Below are 20,251 nucleotides of genomic sequence, written 5' to 3'. Positions count from 1 at the left end.
ATAAACAAAAAACTGATTTAGAAGCTAAAATAGCAGCTCTTGAACAGGACAATAAAAACCTTTCTAATTCTTTGAATTCTACTCAAAGCGAAAAAAACAAAATGATCAGCGATTTAACAGCAAATAAGCATGACCTTGAATCAAAAATAAAAGATCTGGAATCACAAATAGCAGGTTTGCAGAAAGAAAAGGACGAGGCTATCGCAAGCATGAAAAAAAGTTATGACAATCTTGTTGAAAATATGAAATCGGAAATAAATGAAGGTGCGATACAAATAACTCAGTTAAAAAACAAACTGACGGTTAATATGGTAGATAAAGTTCTTTTTAATTCGGGAGAAGCAGAGGTTACCAAGAAAGGCCGGGCAACTTTAGACAAAGTCGGAGCCGTATTAAAAAAGATAACTGATAAACAGATAAGGATTGAAGGTCATACGGACAATGTTCCTATAAAAAAGGAATTTCAATACAAATATCCTTCGAACTGGGAACTTTCAACATCAAGAGCGACAAATGTTGCAAGATATCTTATGGACAATACAGGGATTAATTCTAAACTTGTGTCAGTTTCAGGTTATGCGGACACGCGTCCGGTAGATACAAATGACACTCCTGAAGGAAAAACTAAAAACCGCAGAATAGAAATAGTGTTAATTCCTTTAGATTGATTTGTTATTCGTAACGGAGAGCATCAATAGGATTAAGATTTGCGGCTTTTTTGGCAGGCCAGACTCCAAAAACAATTCCAGTAACTCCGGAAAATATTAGAGCAAGAAATACTGAATACCAAGAAATTAAAATATTCCAGTTGACAAATTTTGACATTGCGATAGCTGTAATACATCCCAAAAGTATACCTAAAATACCTCCGATAAGACATACTACAATCGCTTCAATTATAAATTGAAACATTATATCCTTATTATTTGCTCCTACGGCTTTTCTTATACCTATCTCACGGGTACGTTCCGTAACAGACACAAGCATTATGTTCATAATCCCTATTCCGCCTACGATTAAACTGATTAAAGCTATGGACCCTAAAAGCAGCGTAAAAGTCCTGGTAGCTTGGGTGATCGCCTGCTGAACATCGGCCATATTTCTTATTTCAATTTCGTTTTTTCGGTCAAACGAGAGTCTGTGAAGAGCAGCTAAAAGATTTTTAATTTTTTCTGAAATCAGATCCATATCTTCTAATTTAATAACCTGAACTTCTATTGAATCAACATATTCTTTGCCTAAAACTCTATACATTGCCGTATTTACGGGAATTGCTATCATGTCATCATAGTCCCTCCAGCCTGAAGAGCCTTTAGTCGGGAGAATCCCTATTACTTGAAAATCTATTTTCATAACTCTGATAAATTTTCCTATGGGATTCTCATTACCGAAAAGATTCTTTCTTACAGTCCAGCCTATTAATGCTACCTTTGCGCGGCTCGTTACTTCATCAGGCGTAAAAAACCTTCCTTCGCTAGGGGATGAATTATGCATAACAGGATAATCTGATCCGGTACCATAAATCTGTGTATTCCAGTTTTTTCCGCCGTAAGTTAATTGACCCCTGCCTCCAACAGTTGAAACTATTCTATTTACACCTGCTATTCTATCTCTAATAGCTATTTCATCCAGCAAAGTTAGCCTGGTTACCGTGCCTGATCCGAGCGATATTCCTGCCGATCTAGACGGGCCTGCGCGGATAAAAAGGAGATTAGACCCTAAAGAAGAAAGATTTTTTTTCACATCTTCCTGAGCACCTCTACCCAATGCAAGCATAGCGATAAGGCTTGCCACGCCGATTAAAACACCCAATATAGATAAAATTGAACGAATTTTGTTTGAAAACATTGATCTCATTGCTTGCGAAAAATATTCTTTGATCTTTTCAATTTTTAAAGTCTTATGAGTTTCAGATACAGGTTTTGAAATTTTATGTTCTCTGTGAACGGATTGCTTCTTTTGGTCTGAGATAATAACACCATCGGACACTTTGATAATTCGATGGGCAAAATCAGCAATATTTATTTCATGAGTAACCATTATAATCGTTATTCCCGAATCATTTAATTCTTTTAAAATATTCATAATTTCAATGGATGATTTTGAATCAAGGTTTCCCGTAGGTTCATCGGCCAGAATTAATAGAGGATTATTTATCAATGATCGGGCTATAGCAACACGCTGCTGCTGGCCTCCGGAAAGCTCATTGGGTTTATGATAAACTCTGTCAGCCAGGCCGACTTTTATAAGAAATTCTATTTCTTTCAAGTTTTTTTCTTTATGACTCGAATAAACAAGCGGCAAAGATACATTTTCAAGAGCGTTCATTCTGGGAAGAAGGTTAAATTGTTGAAAAACAAATCCGATATATTTATTGCGCAAACTTGCCAATTTTTCATCGTTTAATTTTGAAACTTCCTTTTCCGAAAGTTTATAGGTCCCGCTGGAAGGTTTGTCTAAGAGGCCTAATAAATTCAAAAGAGTTGATTTTCCGCTTCCTGATTGGCCCATAATAGCAACGAATTCGCCTTCCGATATTTCAAGCGAAATATTCTTTAGGGCCGGAACATCAACGGTTCCCATGTGATATGTTTTAGATATGTGCTGCAGTTCAATTAGCGCCATTGTCGTTCCCTTTCTACTATCTACTGCCTTCTGTCTACTGTTATTAGCGGCGGCCGCCGCCCAAACCCGGCAGACGAAGCGCTTGGACTTTTTTCTTCTTGGGCCTGTTCGTTTCAATTAAAACCGTATCGGATTCGGTAACGCCGGCAATAATTTCAACGCTCTTATCGTTGCTGATTCCAGTTTCAATAAAACGTTCTTCAGGCTCGGAGTCACCACGCTTTAATAATACATATTTCTTGCCATTTTTATCTTTAACGGAATCAAAGGGGAGAATGATTATATTATTTTTGGGTTCGGAATAAACAAGAACAGATGCTGTCATCCCGGATCTAAATACCGGGGGAGTTTCAATCGGCAAGATTTTAACCTTGTATACAGTAACATTATTAATATCCTGTGATTCATAAGCAATTTGCTCAACAATTCCATTATATTTCTGGTCCGGATACGCATCTAAAATGATTTTCACTTCCTGCCCAATTTTAATATATCTTAGGTCAGTCTCATCAACATAAGCTTCTATTATAAGCTTATCTGCCATAACTAAAAAAGCATCGGTTTGTGAAATAGTCTGTCCCGGTTCATTCTTTCTTGCAATAATAAAACCATCCAGAGGGGCAATAATCGGCGTTGGCCTATATATATCTTCCCATTTTTTGTATTCCTGTATACCGCGGGCTCTTGCAGCATCAAGCATAGATGCGCGCTCGCTTGAACTTACCCAAGCGATAATAATACCCTTTTTTACCTTTTGGCCCTCATTAACCAAAATATCTTCAATTCTTCCCGGAACGGGAGAACGTATTTCAAGACGGTTTTTTGGGCTTATAGATCCGGTTTGGCGAAATTCAACTTTTATGCTTCCTCGTTCAGGATGAATTTCTATATAATTTGGCCCTCCGCTTCTAATACGCAGAGTTACAAAAAATAAAACAGAAACTAATGCTATAATTATAGTAATGATGGCCAGTTTTTTCATAATTTATTCTCCGGAACCCAGCTGATTTTTCCAAGCTGCTTGCGAAACAGAGGCGTCTCTCTGCGAGTTAAGATAATTCTTTTTTGAATTAATGAAATCATTTTCAACTGAATACCAGTCAATGTAAGATGCAAGGCCGTTTACATATTTTTGAGTTACTATGTCGGACTGCAGTTTAGTTGCTTCAAATATTTTCTTTAGCACATTACATAACTCATTTTTATCGAAAACATCATTAAATGCAATTAAAAGTCTCGTTGAAAGCTGATATTCGGTTTCTAACATATTTTTCTCAGCGACTTTTTGATTTAGTATAGCAATTTTTATGTCGTAAATATTTTTTCCTCCTGGGAAAAAAGGATATGAAGCATTTATTCCAAGATTCCAACTATTGTCTAGAGGAGGCCAATCTGCTCCAGATTTTGTGCTTGACCAGGAAAAGGAAACGGAAGGAAAAAGCGTGCTTTTTGCCAGTTTGATATTATATTTAGCTTTATCTAAATTATATTTAGCAATAAGATATTCGGGAGTTGTTTTTATTAAACCTTTTGTATTATCATCCGGCTTAAAATTTTCTGTTATAAAATCTCCCTGAACCTCAATTTCAGACAAATCATTCCTTCCTATGCTGTTAATAAGCTGAATCTGAGCCGTTTTAAGATACCGCATAGCGCTTGAAACTTCATATTCAGCATTATATTTATCTACCCGAACTCTTGATAAAGAGCCGAGATCTTCAGTGCCTGAATCATATTTTAGTTGTATCATTCCTAAGTTTTTCTGACGTTGTTTTAATATATCATTCGTCAGCTGAATCATCTGCTGAGCCCAAAGAAGCTGGAAAAATTTTTTTTTAAGATTATAAATAGTATCCGAATACGCCCTCCTATAATTTTGTTCGGCTATATCCAGATCGCACTTTTTCATTTTAACATTGCTGTAATCCGCAAATCCTGAAAATAAAGAAAGACTGGCGGAAATGCCGGTTTTATTATCCCTTGTATACTGCATAATGGTTTCAGTCTTAGTTGAAGTTGAAGTTAAAACTATCGGTATCATACCCGAATTAATAATCGTTTCATTTTCTTTATTAGTAATTTTTTTTCCTAAAACTTCGGACTGGTTTTGACTTACTGTTGCCGAAAGCTGAGGCAAAAAATTTGTATAAGCGCTGTAATAGTTCTGTCTTGCAGTTTTAAGGGAATCTTCAGCCTTTTTTAGAGTTGGATTATTGATCTTTGCATCAGACAAAACCTCTTCCCAGGAAGCACTGCTTCCATAAACAGGGGATAGAATACACAATAATGATAGTATTATAAAATAGTTTTTCATATTAGTATTATAAACTAATACTGGGATTTTGTAAAGGGATATTTTAAACAGAAAGCAAATAACTGTTGTAAAATCACTTATAAATGATGTAAAATATCAACAATAGGACTTTATAAATATAAAGAAAATCACCATTGTATTAATTATTTCTCTATGCATGTGTTTACCCCGTTAGAGAAGACCGCTGACTCCTGAGACTGTGTCATAACTCCACGTATTGTCATCCTGAACTTGGTTCAGGATCTCATTATCGTCGGGATGCTAGATTCTGAAATAAATTCAGAATGACATCAGGGATATATTTTAGCAATTATGACACAGTCTCTCCTGTCGGCAGATTGAAATTATGCTGTTGTCTCTAACGGGGTTTACCTTTGATTGGGGAGGAAAAAATGGATGAGCTCCAGACAGTTGAATATGTTGATATAAATCGCTACATCGGAACCTGGTATGAAATCGCGAAATACCCTCAAAGGTTTGAAAAAGGATTGGTGGGCATAATTGCTAATTATTCTTTTCTCCCTAAAGGAAAAATACGGGTAATTAATTCCGGATATAAAGCGGATTTTAACGGTAAATTGAAAACAGCCAAAGGAAAAGCCTGGATTGCAGACAAAAAAACTAATGCAAAACTAAAGGTTAGCTTTTTTTGGCCTTTCACAGGCAATTACTGGATAATTGATCTTGGCAAAGACTATGAATATGCGGTAATAGGCGATCCGAAAAGAAAATATTTATGGATACTCAGCAGAACTTCATCTATGGATGAAACTTTATATAACGATATTTTGAAAAAAATAGAAAAAATGGGTTATGATTTATCCAAATTAACTAAAACACCTCAAAAAAAATAGGGAGTGCTAAATGGAAGATAATAAAAAACTTTTGTCTGACGATAAAACTGAAAAATCAAAATTAGCTCTTTTTATAAAATTTGCTTTAGACGCAGTATTATTTACTTTTTCTGCCATATTTTGCACATTATTTTATTTGAACCTGGCATTATTTTTGATTACAAATTTTAATATTTCATCTTTTCAACTTAAAATTTCATTAATACCCAAAACAGATCTTTCAATGTTCGTTATAACAAGCCTCATTTTATTACTTCTTTTATTGCTAACAAAAAGATTATCATTAGTTTCAACTGTTTTATTTATTGTCAAATATCCATATGTAATAATTAAATATATCTTAATTTTATTTATACGTTCTCTTGCTATATTTGTAAAACTTTTTCCAAAACTTTCAATAATAACTTTTGCAATAATTATTTTATTTAATATTTATATTTCCTTGGATGTAGCAAATCAGGGATTTTTGAAAAAAAACATTCCCTATTTACTCATATTCCTTATACTTTTGAACATGCTTATACTTTTTGCATTTGTTTTTTCAGACATTTTTTCAATTTTTATACCTTCCATAAACGAAACCCTTGAAAAAATTAAAAAAAAGTTTTCAAAGGATCTTGAAAAATATTCAAAAACTTCTGATAAAAAAACTGAAGAAAGAATTGTGGAATCTTATTTCTTCCTTACAAGAATTGAAAAAACCATAAAAAAACACGTTAGCGTGGCTACTTTAACTGTTATTTTTACTCTTGTTTTCACAATGTCATTTTTTACGAATATTTTACTTTTTGGATTTCTTTACAAGGAATTAGACACGCTTTTTTCTGGGATTCTTTCAAAATCCAGCGGAATATCAAGCCTTACTGACAAAATTATTTTCAGCTTCTACGTTCTGCAAGGCAATGTTAATGTCCCGACTAATGCCTTGCCGGCCCCTTTTAAAGCCGCTATGATTTCGGAAATGGTTGTCGGAGTATTATATCTAACACTTTTATTTACTTTATTTTCTCATGTCTCTACGGAAAAACTTCGCGAAACAAGAGACAATATAGTTCGCTCAATAACTGAAACAAAAGATATTATAAGAAATATGGTAGATGAAAAAATAGATCTTGATTCAAAAGAAGAACTGACTAACCTTTCCATAACCTATGTATTAAGCGCCTTGATGATAGGCAATTTTATTAAAAGGGCTAAATCACTGAAAAAGAACAAACAGTGAAATCCAGTAAAACATCAACGATTATTCGGCGCAGTGTACAGGGGATAATATTCCTTTTTTTTGTTTATGTAATCTGGACAACAAGATATCCTTTAAACGCCTTTGTAAATGCAAAAAGTTTTTTTCAAATTGATCCTTTAGTGATGTTTATTACGGCAATTGCCGAACGATTGATACTTCCGGGAATGCTCCTGGCCTTCATAACTTTAGCTGTTACATTTCTTTTTGGGAGAATATTCTGCGGATGGTTCTGTCCTTTAGGAGCGACTTTTGATATTTGGGCATGGCTTACTAAGAAATTTAGAAAAAAAGGGGAAAAAGAGCCGTCAAAATTAAAAAATTTAAAATACTGGATTTTGTTTATTCTTTTTTTATTTGCTTCAGCCGGAATACAACTGATATGGTTTTTTGATCCCATCACTATATTTGTAAGAACATTTTCATTTAACATCCATCCTTTTATCAACAAATCTCTTGAAAATCTCTTCGCTTTTGTTATCCAAATTACCAATTATCCCCAATGGCTTGAACTTTTTTACTTCAAAATTAAAGAAGCTTTTTTAGCCGTATCAAATCCGGTTTTTCCTAATTCATTTTATATTTTCATTATCTTTTTAGCCCTATTATCTTTAATTTTTATAAAAAGAAGATTTTGGTGCAGATATTTATGCCCCTTAGGAGCTCTGCTTGCGATAGCCGCAAAATTTACGCCATTTAGAAGACGATATTCCTGCGGCATAAACTGCGGAAGCTGTAAAAATATATGCAGAATGAACGCTATAAAAAGCGATAATTCTTATATTGCTGAAGAGTGCGTATTATGCTTGGATTGCATAGATTATTGCCCGAATTTAAAATCCGCTTTTTCTTTCAAAAGCATTTCAATAAAGAATGAAAATATTTCTGGCTCGGAAAATACTTTAACTAGGGCTCAGTTCATTAAATGGCTGGGAGGAAGTTTATTTTTCATATCCGGATGTTCTAGAACACTGATAGCAAAATTAGGAATAAAAAGTAAAGTGATTAGGCCCCCCGCTTCCTTGAAAGAAGGAGAATTTGTTCAAAGGTGTGTAAGGTGCGGAAACTGCATGAAAGTATGCCCAACAAACGTTTTACAGCCGTCCTTAATAGAAAACGGATTTTCAGGCATTTGGACGCCGAAGTTTGATACAAACATCGGATATTGCGAATATAAATGTATTCTATGTGGCCAGGTATGCCCAACGGGAGCCATAAAAAAAATAGATCTCAATGAAAAAATGAAAACTATTATGGGACTTGCGGTAATTGACAAATCTATTTGTCTGCCATGGGCAAAAGAGGAAGAATGCATAGTCTGCGAAGAACACTGCCCTATCAGCAATAAAGCAATAAAGACCGATAAAATCAAGAACAAAAAAGGAAAATTAATTAAAAGGCCCTATGTTGATCCTTCCCTATGTGTCGGATGCGCAATTTGCGAAAATAAATGTCCTGTCGCCCCTAGAAAAGCTATAATCGTTAAACCAATATAATATTCATTAAAAAGGCTTGATTTTTGACTAAATATCAGATATAATTTTTCTGGATTTAACACTAGATTACCTATAAAAAAATAGGAGAGTATTATTTTATGATAAACAAAGGAATAAGAAGAAAAACTGTGCTTGAAATTCTTGAAGGATTAAAAATTATCCCTGATGACCAATTTAAGAAAATTGTTGAAGAATCAAAACTAACCGGGGAGCTTTTACAGTCCCTGGCGATAAAAAACAATCTTATAAACAGGGTGGAGCTTTTAAGAGCTCTTTCTTTGGAGTGGGGCGTAAAAGCGGTAAATCTTGATGAAATAGAAATAGATATTGAAGTAACAAAAATCATCCCTGAAGCCGCCGCGCGAAGGCACAGGGCCGCTCCTTTTATGAAAGAAGGAAATACTCTTTTTGTTGCCATGGCAGATCCGAGGGACTTTTTCGCAATTGAAGATATTCAGCTTAGAACCAACAGCGAAGTTCAGCCCTTTTTAACTCTCCCGGAAGATATCAACGGCCTGATTGATAAGGCTTACGGCATTTCTTCAGGAGGAGTTTCCGTAAGCGAAATTATAGACGACCTAAAAGAAAAAGAAACAACCGAAGGGGAAATAACTCTTCAGAAAATAGAAGAAAAAATTGATGTCACGGAAGTTGATGCGACTGCTCCTGAAGTTGAAAAGCTCGTAAATGCATTAATATTGGGAGCTCTGCAAAAAAAGGCTTCTGATATTCATATTGAACCTTTTGAAAACAGGCTTAATATTAGATACAGGATAGACGGATACCTTCAACCGGCACCTTTTAAAGTCCCTTTTTCTTTTAGAAACGCTTTGATCGCAAAAATAAAAATTATGACGGAACAAATGGATATTACCGAGCGCCGCCGGCCCCAGGACGGACGTATTCAGGTAAAAGCTAAAGGTAACCCTGTTGAATTCCGTGTTAATATCATTCCTACCGTTTTCGGGGAATCATGCGTTATGCGTGTTCTTGACCGGGCATCTGTCAGGGTAGATATGGATAAACTTGGATTTTTACCGGATACTATGGAAAAATTCAAGATGTCATTAATGAAACCTTACGGGCTGATTCTTGTTTGCGGCCCTACCGGCTCGGGTAAATCTACAACACTTTATGCCGCTTTAAACTCTATTAATGCTCCTGACATTAAAATATTGACTGCAGAAAACCCTGTTGAATACAACCTTCCCGGCATAATACAGGTCAATGTTATACAGGAAATCGGTTTTGACTTCGCGTCTGCCTTAAGAGCATTTTTGCGTCAAGACCCTGATGTAATAATGGTCGGAGAAATTCGCGATAAAGAAACTGCGCAAATTGCCATGGAAGCGGCTATGACGGGCCATTTGGTTTTTTCTACCATACATACCAACGACGCGCCTTCTGCCGTAGCCAGGCTCTCGGAAATGGGAGTGCCAAGCTTTTTAATCGCTTCTTCAATAGAGTGCGTGCTTGCCCAAAGGCTTGTAAGGCGCATATGTCCTGACTGCAGAGAAAAAATCAAGCTGCCTGAAGAGCAGGCGGCTGTTTTTAAGGAACACAATATTGATATTTCCGATGTTGCTTTCTATAAAGGTACTGGATGCAATACTTGTTCTTCAACAGGATACAGAGGCCGTATGGGTATCCATGAAATCATAAATGTATCCGACGAAATGAAAGCTCTTTTGCTTAAAGAAATCGCTGCCGGCCCCATACGAAATCTAGCCCGTCAGCAGGGAATGCGTACCCTTCTTGAAGACGGACTTATTAAAGTTACCATGGGCGGGAGTACAGTAGAAGAAGTTCTTGCCACGGCACAATAAATAACATAATATCAACAATCAAATTTCAAATGTCAAAAATATTGTATTTGCCTTCGGCAAATAGAGTTTAAATAAGTCCTCCCTTGTTTGCTTTGTGCAAACAAAACAGGGGGGACACCTAAATTTTTCCGCCCAAGGCGCCGCGCCTGCCGGCGGGCAGGGATCTGCCTAGGACACGAGATTTTTAATTTTTGACTTTTGATTTTTTTATTCTTGAAAGCCAATAAAACCCTAAAAACAAAATAAGCTGGACAAATATATTAAGCAAATAAGGCAGGTTTAATCATCTATGGAAAAAAATGTTGAAAAACTTCTTAAAAGCTCCGAAGAACCTTCTCATCAAGCGCTGAAGCTTCACCCTTTTTACAAAGGAAAAATTGAGATTTTTCCCAAATGCCGAGTAAGAGATTTTAATGATTTTGCCATATGGTATACGCCTGGAGTTGCAGCTGTATGCAAAGAAATACATAGAAATGCAGAACTGGCTTATGAATATACCAACAAATGGAATTCAGTCGCGATTATTACGGACGGAACAAGGGTTTTGGGCCTTGGCGATATCGGACCTGAAGCGGGAATGCCGGTTATGGAAGGAAAAGCCTTACTTTTTAAATATCTCGGAGGCGTGGATGCTTTTCCGCTTTGTCTTGGGACTAAAGACCCGCAAAAGATAATAGAAACCTTTAAGATTTTACAGCCTTCTTTCGCCGGAATAAACCTTGAGGATATTGAACAGCCGAAATGCTTTCCGATTCTTAACACGTTAAGAAAGGAATGCAATATCCCGGTATGGCACGATGACCAGCAAGGAACGGCCCTGGTAACTTTGGCAGGCCTGATTAATGCCTTAAAAATTGTTAAGAAAAAAATAGAAAATATCAAAATACTTTTGGTCGGAGCCGGCGCGGCAAATATCAGGATAGCAAAACTTTTAATGCACTACGGGGCAAATCCCGGAAAAATTATAATGATTGATTCAAACGGCACTCTGCATAAGGACAGAACAGAGCTTAAAAGCACGCATCCCGAAAAATGGGAGATGTGCGGTTTGACCAACGCTGAAAATATTCGCGGAGATATTTCCGAAGCAATAGACAACGCCGATGTATTGATTGCTCTTTCGGCGCCAGGCCCGGGAATAATCAGAAAAGAATGGATAACGAAAATGGCGAAAGGATCAATCGTGTTTGCGTGCGCAAATCCCGTGCCGGAAATCTGGCCGTGGGAAGCTATTGAAGCCGGAGCTACGGTCGTTGCTACGGGAAGAAGCGATTTTCCTAATCAGGTAAATAATTCTCTTGGTTTTCCCGGAGTATTCAGGGGCACCCTTGATGTAAGGGCGAAAACAATTACCGATGAGATGTGTATTACTGCTGCAGAGGAACTTGCCGGCTGCATAAAAAATATAAAGCCCGATAAAATACTTCCGACGATGGATGATTGGGAAGTCTATCCGAGGGTTGCTGCCTCCGTTGGGATAAAAGCGATTGAGCAAAAAATAGCCGGCAAAAAAATGAGCTGGGACGATATTTACAGACAATCCAAAGAGATAATAAAACGTTCCAGATCAGTCACCAAGGTGATGATGAAAAAAGGTTTTATTAAGAAATCCAGCGTATAGTTAAAACCAAAAGCAAGTCCTTTGACTTTGTATTTCCTATACGCTATCCCTGCCTCCGCCTGAGGCGGACGGCGCTAAACGCTAATAAAAATATGAGAGAAATATCGGCACAAAAAATTATTGAAACGGTTTCAGAGCTTTGCATAAAGGCCAATGTATTTTTGCCTGATGACGTATCCAAGTCTTTGGAAACTTCCGCATTAAACGAAAAAAAAGAGACTGCTTTAGGAATTTTCAGGGAGATTATTGAAAATATCAAAATAGCGAAGAATTCAGGCGAAGCTCTGTGCCAGGATACAGGAATCGCTGAAATATTCTTAAAAATCGGCCAGGATGTGCATATAACCGGCGGAAATATTATAGATGCGGTCAATAAAGGCGTTTACGAAGGATACAAAAAAGGATTTTTGAGAAAATCGGTTGTTAATGACCCTCTTGAACGTAAAAATACCGGGAGCAATACTCCTGCGGTTGTTTATACTGAAATTGTTCCAGGAGAAAAACTTGAAATAATTGTTTTGCCTAAAGGCGGGGGAAGTGAAAATGCAAGCACGCTTGAAATGCTTGCTCCATTGGAAGGCTGGGAGGGAATTAAAAAATTCGTAATTGAATCGGTTAAAACTAAAGGAATTAAATCCTGCCCTCCGCTGATAGTGGGAGTCGGTATAGGAGGGAGTTTTTCGTCAGCGCCAATGCTCTCCAAAAAAGCTTTGCTTAGAGAAATTGGTTCGGTTTCTAAAAATGATTTTTATGCAAAAAAAGAGCAAGAACTCCTTAATGCGATAAATGAAACGAACGTCGGACCTATGGGTCTTGGCGGAAATGTTACGGCAATGGCTGTTCATATAGAAACTGCTCCCTGCCATATAGCATCTATGCCGGTTGCAATAAGCATGCAATGCCATTCTTGCAGAAGAATGACGGCAACTCTCTAGGAAATAGCGTATCCCGCCCTGCGGGACTTCATTGAATTATATTAAGGAAGTCGTAGCGCATAGCGGATAGAAAAAACTTTTAAAGTCTTTGCAGTTACTATACGCTAAACGCTATCCCTGCCTCGCCGGCAGGCGGGCGCTACATGCTAAAATTATGAACTACTCATTGACCACAACTGAATTGATAGCTAAAATTCCTGATTTGAAGGTCGGGGACAGAATTTTATTATCAGGCATTATTTATACTGCCCGCGACGCAGCACACAAAAAACTTGAAAGTCTTATTAAAACAAATCAGCCTCTACCCTTAGATCTGAAAAACTCAATTTTATATTATTGCGGGCCGTGCCCTGCAAAACCCGGCAAAGTTATCGGATCTTGCGGGCCGACAACTTCATCAAGGATGGATAGTTTAACACCTCTAGTCTTATCTAAAGGAGTAAAGGCCACTATCGGAAAAGGCCCTCGTTCAAAAGAAGTTGTTGAAGCTTTAAAAAAATATAAAGCTCTTTATTTGGTTGCAACCGGAGGTGTTGGGGCTCTTCTTGCCGGTAAGGTAAAAAAATGCAAAATTGTTGCTTTTGAAGAACTCGGTCCTGAGGCAATTTACGAGCTTGAAATAAAAGAATTTCCGGTTGTTGTAGGCAATGATATTAACGGTAACGATATTTTTACAAAAAAATGAAGCTCCACGCATCAAGATGCGGGGTATCAATGCGTAATTCTTCCGAAGCCACCCCGCACAGTTTTGTCTAAGACCCCTAGAAATCGAAAATGCGATTTCAGGGACTTTTGTCCTGGAAATGTTTTCATTTCACAGGGCAAAACTAGACGTGGGGGTTCTCCCCGCCTTCATCCCCCCTGCTTCGTTTAGCGAAGCAACACGAGGGGGGTATTTGGCGAAGGAGAATAAAGGATAAAATATGCTTCTTGCAGTTGATATTGGCAATACAAATATAACTTTGGGCATTTTTAGGGTAAGCAAAGGAAAAATTCTGCCAAAACCCATTAAGGTCTGGAGGCTAAACACTAATAAAACAGAAAGTGCGGATAAATACGGACGAAAGATATTGGATCTTTTTGATCACAACAACATTAATTCCGCTGATATTAAAGCAGTAGCTATTGCAAGCGTAGTTCCGGTGCTGGATCCGATTTTTGAAGATGTATCATTTAAATACTTAGGCCGAAAAGCTTTTTTTGTTGACGAAAAAACTTCTTTTATAAAAATGAAATATGAAAACTTAAACGAGATCGGAGCTGACAGAATTGCAGATGCCGTTGCCGCATACCATTTTTACGGAGGGCCTGCAATAGTTATAGATTTTGGTACTGCCACGACTTTTGACTGTATTGATAAAAACGGCGTTTATTTAGGCGGCGTTATAGCTCCGGGACCTCTTATTTCAGCTGAAGCCCTTGCTAAAAAAACTTCTAAATTGCCTCAGGTTGAAGTAGTTAAGCCGAAAAGAGCGATAGGCAAATCAACTGTTAAAGGGATACAATCGGGGCTATATTTTGGTTATGTCGGCCTTGTAAAAGAAATTCTTAAACGGATCCGTTCCGAAATGGACGGGAATCCGAAAATTCTGGCAACCGGGGGACTTGCTGATCTAATAGTTCCTGAAATCAAGGAGGTGAAAAAAATCTTGCCGGATTTGACACTAGAGGGAATCAGGCTTGTCTATCAAAATTCAAAATAGTACCAGTGGATACTGTGGATAAAACTGTTTATAACTTTAAAAAAGGAGATTAAAATGAAAAAAGTAATTGGTTTATCAATTATATTATGCTTAACTGTTATTAATTGCTTTGCTTCTAATCCTTTTGATGAATTCAAGAACCAGATAACCGGCGTTGCGGCCGATATAGCCCAAAAGAATCTGGATAATTTAGCTAAAGACCTGGGACCGGTGCTTGGAGGCGGATCTTTTAGAAGCGCTAAAAATCTTGGATTGCCGGGTTTTGATATTGGGATAAGAGTTCCGGTTAGAAATGTGATTAATGAGGACGCTATAGTCAAAGCAGCCGGAATTGATTCTATTCCTTTGCCTATGCTCCAAGCAGAAATCGGACTTCCTCTAAAGATAGATTTGATAGCAAGATATACATCTTATCAGGACTCAAATCTAATCGGTTATGGCTTAAGATATATGATTTACGACAGCTGGATTCCCGGAATTCCATATTTGGCTATCCAATCAGTATATAATACGCTTAATGTGGATACAGGAGTCAATAAATTCAAGGCAAATACCTTAAGTACGGCGCTAATTGCTTCATGGAAGTTCGTTGTGGTTGAGCCGTATCTTGGCGTCAGTTTGGATAACACTTCTGTTGAACCCGATTCAAGCTTAAATATTGGAAAAAACGGAAGCGCGAATTCAGTTAGAATAGACGGAGGAATAAGCGTCTCACTTTTCCCGTTGACATATCTTCAGCTGGGTGTAACTTCGGCCGATAGTAATATTGGATATACAGCAGGTTTAGGAATAAAATTCTAGTTTTACGGAAACTGTATTAAGTTTTTTCTCAACCTTAAACTGTCTCATTCTTAACCTGCAGTAACGGAAACTGTATTAAGTTTTTTCTCAACCTTAATCTGTTTTATTCTTAACCTGTAGTAACGGAAACTGAATTACGTTTTTCTCAACCTTAACCTGTCCCATTCTTAACCTGCATTAGAAGGAGGAAATAATGGATAAATATATATGCACAGTATGCGGCTATATTTATGACCCGGCATTAGGCGATCCCGACAGTGGAATCAAGCCCGGAACACCGTTTGAAAAGCTTCCGGACAAATGGGTATGCCCTGTTTGCGGAGCGGGAAAAGAAGCATTTGAAAAACAGTAGGTAGTAGATAGGGATTAGTAGGTAGGATTAAGTCAAAAAAAACCTTTTATTTTTTTTAAAAAGCAGTTGCCTAAAACCTATCTACTACCTACTATCTACTGTCTACTGTCTTAGGAGGATTATGTTAGTTTATCTTGATAATCAGTCAAATACCAAGCTTGATGACCGAGTTTTCCAAGTTATGATTCCTTTTTTCAAGGAAAACTACGGGAATGCCCAAACCATTTATTCTTTGGGAACGATATCAAAGGACGCCATAGATAAAGCCCGGAATCAGGTGGCAAAACTTATCAATGCAAAAGATGAGGAAATTTATTTTACCTCATGCGGTTCCGAATCAAACAATCTTGCGATTAAGGGCATTGCGGAAGCTAACAAGCAAAAAGGAAAACATATTGTCGTTTCAGCGGTGGAACATTTCTCCGTCTTAAATGCAGCTAAAAGACTCAGCCAAAACGGTTATGAAATAAGTTATATCCCTGTTGATAAGTATGGGTCTATTTCTTTGGAAGATGTTAAGAAATCCTTGCGGGAAGATACGATTCTTGTTTCTATTCAGCATGCTAATACGGAAATCGGTACAATTCAAAATATTGAAGAAATTTCAAAAGTTGTAAAAGAAAAAAATATTATTTTTCACACAGACGCTGTTCAAACAGCGGGTACAATTGCTGTTGACGTTCAAAAACTAAATGTTGATTTGTTGACTCTTTCGGGATCCCAATTTTACGGCCCAAAAGGCGCTGCTGCGCTTTTTATCAAAAAGGGTGTGAGGATCGTACCTCAAATAGACGGCGGTGTTCAGGAAGGAGGCAGAAGGGCAGGAACTGAAAATGTTCCGGCTATTGTGGGGCTGGGGAAAGCGGCTGAAATCGCAATGAGTGAGATGAGTATCAACAGCGACAAAATAATAAAGCTTAGAGATAGGATATTAAATGAACTTCCTGAAAAAATTGAGCATGTCTACCTTAACGGCCATCTTTATCAGAGATTACCCGGAAATGTTAATTTCTCAATAGAGTTTATTGAAGGCGAGGGAATGTTCTTGTTTCTTGATCAGAAAGGAATCTGTGTTTCAAGCGGTTCTGCCTGCGCATCCAAAGCGCTAAAAATGTCGCATGTTCTTACAGCGATAAATTGCGATCCGGCCATAGGACAGGGATCAATCCTGATGACTCTTTCAAAATATAATTCGGATTCGGAAATAGACTATCTGCTTAAAGAATTTCCTCCGATTGTTAAAAAACTTAGAGATATGTCGCCTCTGTACGATTATTTTATAAAAACCGGAAAAAGGCAAGAAGCCGGTCCGGGCACCGATTATGAGCACGAACATGAACACGAAGAATAGCGGATAGCGTACAGTAGATAGCGTATAGGAAAGATCGAAAAAACCTTAAAAGCTTTTGCAGTATCTTATCTATACGCTATGCGCTACACGCTATACGCTAAAAAGGAGTTATCAATGGCTTTTTATTCAGAAAAAGTAATGGAGCATTTCCAAAATCCAAGGAATGTCGGCGAAATTAAAGATGCTGACGGCATTGGCACGGTAGGAAATCCCGTATGCGGGGATTTAATGACATTTTATATCAAAGTAAAAGATAACAAGCTTGAAGATGTAAAATTCAAAACTTTCGGCTGCGGCGCTGCAATAGCAGTTTCATCTATGGTTTCCGAGATGGCAAAAGGAAAAACCATTGAAGAAGCGTTAAAAATAACTAATGCTTCGGTTGCTCAGGAACTCGGCGGGCTTCCGCCGAATAAGATGCATTGTTCAAATCTTGGAGCGGACGCGTTGCATAAGGCAATAGAGGATTACCTGAATAAGAAAAAGTAGACAGGAATTAGTAGACAGTAGTTAGGGGAAAAGCAGAAATACTTCTGGATCAATACACCTACGAGGTGGCACTGAGCGAAGCCGAAGTGACTCCTCGTAGGTGAAATCAATTAGGCGGAGATAAAATGAAAAAAAAAACTAAAAAAATTAAATGTGATTGCGGTTTTTGTGAACCGGAACTGATATTAAGCTGCATTGAACCAGCTTTTTGTCAGCCGTGCACGGTGGAATTCATAAAGTGCGGTTGCGGCCAAAAATATGAAAAACATTTAAAGAAATGTCCGAAATGCGGTAAGGTCTCAAAAGGAAAGTAAGATGGAAGTAAAAAAAACTCTTGATTGCGCCGGGCTTTTCTGCCCAATGCCTATTATAAAATCCAAATTTGAGCTTGAGGAAATGAGATCCGGCGACATACTTGAAATTATTTCAGATGATCCCGGTTTTGAAAAAGACATTGCGGTCTGGTGCGAAATGACCGGCGAAAAGCTTATTGAGCTTAAAAAAGAAGGAAATATCCTTAAGGGATACGTACAGAAGAAGTAGTAAGCGGTAAGTGATAAGGATTAAGTTTAATACAAACAGATATTTTATCTTAAAACTTACCACTTAAACCTTATAAATTAGGTATTGGGGAGAATTATTATGGCTGTAAGAAAAATAGCTGAAAACATTTATGCTGTTGGTGTTGTGGACTGGAATGTCCGCGCATTTCACGGTAACACTTATGTAACCGATAGAGGAACCACTTATAATGCATATTTAATTTTAGATGAAAAAATTACTCTAATTGATACGGTTTACGGCCCGTTTGCAAATGAACTTATCAGCAACATAAAAGAAATAGTTGATCCTTCAAAAATTGATTATATAATCGCAAATCACGTTGAAACTGACCACTCCGGCGCTTTACCTGAAGTTCTCAAGCTATGCCCCAGAGCTAAGGTTTACGGAACTTCAAAATGCAAAGAAGGGCTTGAAAAATATTATCAGATCCCAATGGATTTTCAAATAGTAAAAACGGGAGATAAACTAAAAATCGGCAAAAAAACGCTTACTTTCGTTGAAGCCCCGATGATCCATTGGCCCGACAGCATGTTTACTTACTCAATTGAAGATCAAATTCTATTTCCTAATGATGCTTTCGGCCATCACTTAGCCTCAAATAAAACTTATACAGATGAAGTTGACGAATGCGCTCTTTGGGATGAATGCTCAAAATACTATGCAAATATTTTATGGCCTCTGGGAACGCTTATAGACAAAAAGATCAACGATGTAATTAAAATGAATATTCCGATAAAAATGATTGCTCCCAGCCACGGCTTGATCTGGAGACAAAATCCGATGCAGATAGTTGAAAAATATTTATATTGGGCAAAAAATTCCACAACAAACAAAGTAATAATTTTTTATGAAACTATGTGGAATTCTACCGAAAAGATGGCCAAAAAAATACTTGAAGGTATTAATTCCGCCGGTCTTGAAGCAAGGCTTTATGATGTGACCAAGGTCGACAGGACTACTTTAATTAATGATTTGCTTGAGGCAAAAGGCTTTTTAGCCGGATCTTCTACGCATGATAATGAAATGCTTCCTTCAATCGCGGGGTTTTTATATTTTCTTAAAGGATTAAAACCAAAGAATAGGATTGCCGCAGCTTTCGGTTCATTCGGTTGGGCCGGAGGAGCTACTGCCAAGATTGAAAACGAACTAAAAGAAGCAGGAGTTGAAATTGTATTGCCTTCTGTTCAAGTCCGTTTTGCGCCTACTCCCGAAGAACTTCAGAAATGTTTTGAATTCGGGAAAGCGTTTGCTGGAATTTGGGGACACAATACTTAATTCTCATTTAGTGATATTTTATTTCATTCTAATAATAATACAATTAAATCAGGAATGCGGTTGGCTCTGAAATTGAATTAAGTATTGTGTCCCCAAATTATTAAGGGAGGTTTTATGAAAGCGTTTAAATGCGGAATGTGCGGTTTTGTTTCAATTGACGGATCTGCTCCTGAAAAATGCCCGGTTTGCGGCGCGCCGAAAAAAATGTTTAAGGAGTCTGAAGTAAAAACTTCGAAAGATATTGCTACATATGGAGAATCCGAAAAAAAACATATCCCTTCAATTACTATCTCAAAAAAATGCGGCCTTTTACCCAACGAGGGATGTATCGATATTAACGTTAAAATCGGAGAAATAACACACCCTATGCTTGCTGAACATTATATTATGCACATAGATTTCTATATAGATACAAAATATGTTTCAAGGATGATGTTTTCACCGGACAAAATAAATCCCGCCGCATGTCTGCATATCAAAGTTCCTAAAGGGAAAATCACGGTTATAGAACAATGCAATATCCACGGCGACTGGATGAACGAAACAGACTTCTAAAAATAGGGACACTTCCCATTTATTTTGTTTTTCAAGTTTTTTTTATAATTATAAATCTAAAATATAAGAAATAAATTTTTAAACATTTGATTTAGAATAAATGGGAAGTGGGTAAGCTCAAGTTACCAATGCAACACTTGATTCCTGTATATTATACAGGACGAAAGGAGTTGCATATGACCCAGTATCACAGATTAACTGTTAATGAACGCGAAGAGATTAGCCTTGGGATAGCCCAAGGGCGCAGCAG

At 37.4% G+C, this 20,251-nt stretch carries 20 protein-coding genes; 17 read left to right on the top strand and 3 right to left on the bottom strand.

Annotated elements, in window-relative coordinates; genetic code table 11:
• Positions 1-668 (top strand): flagellar motor protein MotB (locus NT145_02330; GenBank protein ID MCX5781531.1); only part of this gene is annotated, 668 nt, incomplete at its 5' end.
• 4 nt (positions 669-672) lie between these two features.
• Here the strand turns inward: NT145_02330 and NT145_02325 are convergent.
• From NT145_02325 to NT145_02315, 3 genes are read right to left on the bottom strand one after another with little or no spacing between them, the layout of a single operon-like run.
• On the bottom strand, positions 673-2,625 hold the full coding sequence (locus NT145_02325; protein MCX5781530.1) for an ABC transporter permease: 1,953 nt from the start codon (positions 2,623-2,625) through the stop codon (positions 673-675).
• A 43-nt stretch (positions 2,626-2,668) separates the two neighbouring features.
• Positions 2,669-3,607, bottom strand: a complete 939-nt coding sequence (locus tag NT145_02320; protein ID MCX5781529.1) for an HlyD family efflux transporter periplasmic adaptor subunit — start codon at positions 3,605-3,607, stop codon at positions 2,669-2,671.
• A 3-nt stretch (positions 3,608-3,610) separates the two neighbouring features.
• Complete coding sequence (locus NT145_02315; protein ID MCX5781528.1) at positions 3,611-4,939, bottom strand: TolC family protein; 1,329 nt, start codon at positions 4,937-4,939, stop codon at positions 3,611-3,613.
• Between the two features lie 392 nt (positions 4,940-5,331).
• Between NT145_02315 and NT145_02310 the strand changes: the two genes are divergently transcribed.
• The 16 genes from NT145_02310 to NT145_02235 all read left to right on the top strand — a co-directional run bounded on the left by NT145_02310 (position 5,332) and on the right by NT145_02235 (position 20,001).
• Positions 5,332-5,793, top strand: coding sequence for a lipocalin family protein (locus tag NT145_02310; protein MCX5781527.1), 462 nt, complete (start codon positions 5,332-5,334; stop codon positions 5,791-5,793).
• 10 nt (positions 5,794-5,803) lie between these two features.
• Positions 5,804-7,015, top strand: a complete 1,212-nt coding sequence (locus NT145_02305) for a hypothetical protein (protein MCX5781526.1) — start codon at positions 5,804-5,806, stop codon at positions 7,013-7,015.
• Positions 7,012-8,529 carry a 4Fe-4S binding protein gene (locus tag NT145_02300; protein ID MCX5781525.1) on the top strand — a complete coding sequence of 506 codons (1,518 nt, stop codon included), beginning with the start codon at positions 7,012-7,014 and terminating at the stop codon, positions 8,527-8,529. The genes NT145_02305 and NT145_02300 overlap by 4 nt, the downstream gene beginning before the upstream one ends.
• 98 nt (positions 8,530-8,627) lie before the next feature.
• The gene (locus NT145_02295; GenBank protein MCX5781524.1) at positions 8,628-10,355 is read left to right on the top strand and encodes an ATPase, T2SS/T4P/T4SS family; all 1,728 of its coding nucleotides are present in this window, start codon (positions 8,628-8,630) and stop codon (positions 10,353-10,355) included.
• Positions 10,356-10,644: 289 nt separating this feature from the next.
• Complete coding sequence (locus tag NT145_02290) at positions 10,645-11,976, top strand: NADP-dependent malic enzyme (GenBank protein ID MCX5781523.1); 1,332 nt, start codon at positions 10,645-10,647, stop codon at positions 11,974-11,976.
• A 92-nt stretch (positions 11,977-12,068) separates the two neighbouring features.
• A complete protein-coding gene (locus NT145_02285) occupies positions 12,069-12,911 on the top strand; it encodes a fumarate hydratase (protein ID MCX5781522.1) in 843 nt (280 codons plus the stop codon).
• 154 nt (positions 12,912-13,065) lie between these two features.
• On the top strand, positions 13,066-13,596 hold the full coding sequence (locus NT145_02280) for a FumA C-terminus/TtdB family hydratase beta subunit (protein ID MCX5781521.1): 531 nt from the start codon (positions 13,066-13,068) through the stop codon (positions 13,594-13,596).
• 238 nt (positions 13,597-13,834) lie between these two features.
• Positions 13,835-14,614 carry a type III pantothenate kinase gene (locus tag NT145_02275; GenBank protein ID MCX5781520.1) on the top strand — a complete coding sequence of 260 codons (780 nt, stop codon included), beginning with the start codon at positions 13,835-13,837 and terminating at the stop codon, positions 14,612-14,614.
• Between the two features lie 54 nt (positions 14,615-14,668).
• On the top strand, positions 14,669-15,415 hold the full coding sequence (locus NT145_02270; GenBank protein MCX5781519.1) for a hypothetical protein: 747 nt from the start codon (positions 14,669-14,671) through the stop codon (positions 15,413-15,415).
• A 193-nt stretch (positions 15,416-15,608) separates the two neighbouring features.
• A complete protein-coding gene (locus NT145_02265) occupies positions 15,609-15,767 on the top strand; it encodes a rubredoxin (protein ID MCX5781518.1) in 159 nt (52 codons plus the stop codon).
• A gap of 121 nt (positions 15,768-15,888) precedes the next feature.
• The gene (locus tag NT145_02260) at positions 15,889-17,118 is read left to right on the top strand and encodes a cysteine desulfurase family protein (GenBank protein MCX5781517.1); all 1,230 of its coding nucleotides are present in this window, start codon (positions 15,889-15,891) and stop codon (positions 17,116-17,118) included.
• A gap of 114 nt (positions 17,119-17,232) precedes the next feature.
• Positions 17,233-17,607: a Fe-S cluster assembly scaffold protein NifU gene (gene nifU / locus NT145_02255; protein MCX5781516.1), complete on the top strand. Its 375-nt coding sequence runs from the start codon at positions 17,233-17,235 to the stop codon at positions 17,605-17,607.
• Between the two features lie 125 nt (positions 17,608-17,732).
• Positions 17,733-17,921, top strand: a complete 189-nt coding sequence (locus tag NT145_02250) for a hypothetical protein (protein MCX5781515.1) — start codon at positions 17,733-17,735, stop codon at positions 17,919-17,921.
• A 1-nt stretch (position 17,922) separates the two neighbouring features.
• Entirely contained in the window at positions 17,923-18,150 is a 228-nt protein-coding gene (locus tag NT145_02245) for a sulfurtransferase TusA family protein (protein MCX5781514.1), read from the top strand.
• 99 nt (positions 18,151-18,249) lie between these two features.
• Entirely contained in the window at positions 18,250-19,446 is a 1,197-nt protein-coding gene (locus tag NT145_02240) for a flavodoxin domain-containing protein (GenBank protein MCX5781513.1), read from the top strand.
• A 114-nt stretch (positions 19,447-19,560) separates the two neighbouring features.
• On the top strand, positions 19,561-20,001 hold the full coding sequence (locus NT145_02235) for a desulfoferrodoxin family protein (protein MCX5781512.1): 441 nt from the start codon (positions 19,561-19,563) through the stop codon (positions 19,999-20,001).
• Positions 20,002-20,251 lie beyond the last annotated feature (250 nt).

It is taken from the genome of Elusimicrobiota bacterium (genome assembly GCA_026388075.1).
Classification (GTDB): domain Bacteria; phylum Elusimicrobiota; class Endomicrobiia; order Endomicrobiales; family JAPLKN01; genus JAPLKN01.
Note: the sequence above shows the minus strand (reverse complement) of the source record. Positions and strands in the feature narration are given on the sequence as shown.

What these genes read in the sequence shown, in the direction of transcription:
- NT145_02325 (MCX5781530.1), bottom strand. Translation starts at nt 2,625, where the DNA reads ATGGCGCTAATTGAACTGCAGCACATATCTAAAACATATCACATGGGA.
- NT145_02320 (MCX5781529.1), bottom strand. Translation starts at nt 3,607, where the DNA reads ATGAAAAAACTGGCCATCATTACTATAATTATAGCATTAGTTTCTGTT.
- NT145_02315 (MCX5781528.1), bottom strand. Translation starts at nt 4,939, where the DNA reads ATGAAAAACTATTTTATAATACTATCATTATTGTGTATTCTATCCCCT.
- NT145_02310 (MCX5781527.1), top strand. Translation starts at nt 5,332, where the DNA reads ATGGATGAGCTCCAGACAGTTGAATATGTTGATATAAATCGCTACATC.
- NT145_02305 (MCX5781526.1), top strand. Translation starts at nt 5,804, where the DNA reads ATGGAAGATAATAAAAAACTTTTGTCTGACGATAAAACTGAAAAATCA.
- NT145_02295 (MCX5781524.1), top strand. Translation starts at nt 8,628, where the DNA reads ATGATAAACAAAGGAATAAGAAGAAAAACTGTGCTTGAAATTCTTGAA.
- NT145_02290 (MCX5781523.1), top strand. Translation starts at nt 10,645, where the DNA reads ATGGAAAAAAATGTTGAAAAACTTCTTAAAAGCTCCGAAGAACCTTCT.
- NT145_02285 (MCX5781522.1), top strand. Translation starts at nt 12,069, where the DNA reads ATGAGAGAAATATCGGCACAAAAAATTATTGAAACGGTTTCAGAGCTT.
- NT145_02280 (MCX5781521.1), top strand. Translation starts at nt 13,066, where the DNA reads ATGAACTACTCATTGACCACAACTGAATTGATAGCTAAAATTCCTGAT.
- NT145_02275 (MCX5781520.1), top strand. Translation starts at nt 13,835, where the DNA reads ATGCTTCTTGCAGTTGATATTGGCAATACAAATATAACTTTGGGCATT.
- NT145_02270 (MCX5781519.1), top strand. Translation starts at nt 14,669, where the DNA reads ATGAAAAAAGTAATTGGTTTATCAATTATATTATGCTTAACTGTTATT.
- NT145_02265 (MCX5781518.1), top strand. Translation starts at nt 15,609, where the DNA reads ATGGATAAATATATATGCACAGTATGCGGCTATATTTATGACCCGGCA.
- NT145_02260 (MCX5781517.1), top strand. Translation starts at nt 15,889, where the DNA reads ATGTTAGTTTATCTTGATAATCAGTCAAATACCAAGCTTGATGACCGA.
- nifU (MCX5781516.1), top strand. Translation starts at nt 17,233, where the DNA reads ATGGCTTTTTATTCAGAAAAAGTAATGGAGCATTTCCAAAATCCAAGG.
- NT145_02250 (MCX5781515.1), top strand. Translation starts at nt 17,733, where the DNA reads ATGAAAAAAAAAACTAAAAAAATTAAATGTGATTGCGGTTTTTGTGAA.
- NT145_02245 (MCX5781514.1), top strand. Translation starts at nt 17,923, where the DNA reads ATGGAAGTAAAAAAAACTCTTGATTGCGCCGGGCTTTTCTGCCCAATG.
- NT145_02240 (MCX5781513.1), top strand. Translation starts at nt 18,250, where the DNA reads ATGGCTGTAAGAAAAATAGCTGAAAACATTTATGCTGTTGGTGTTGTG.
- NT145_02235 (MCX5781512.1), top strand. Translation starts at nt 19,561, where the DNA reads ATGAAAGCGTTTAAATGCGGAATGTGCGGTTTTGTTTCAATTGACGGA.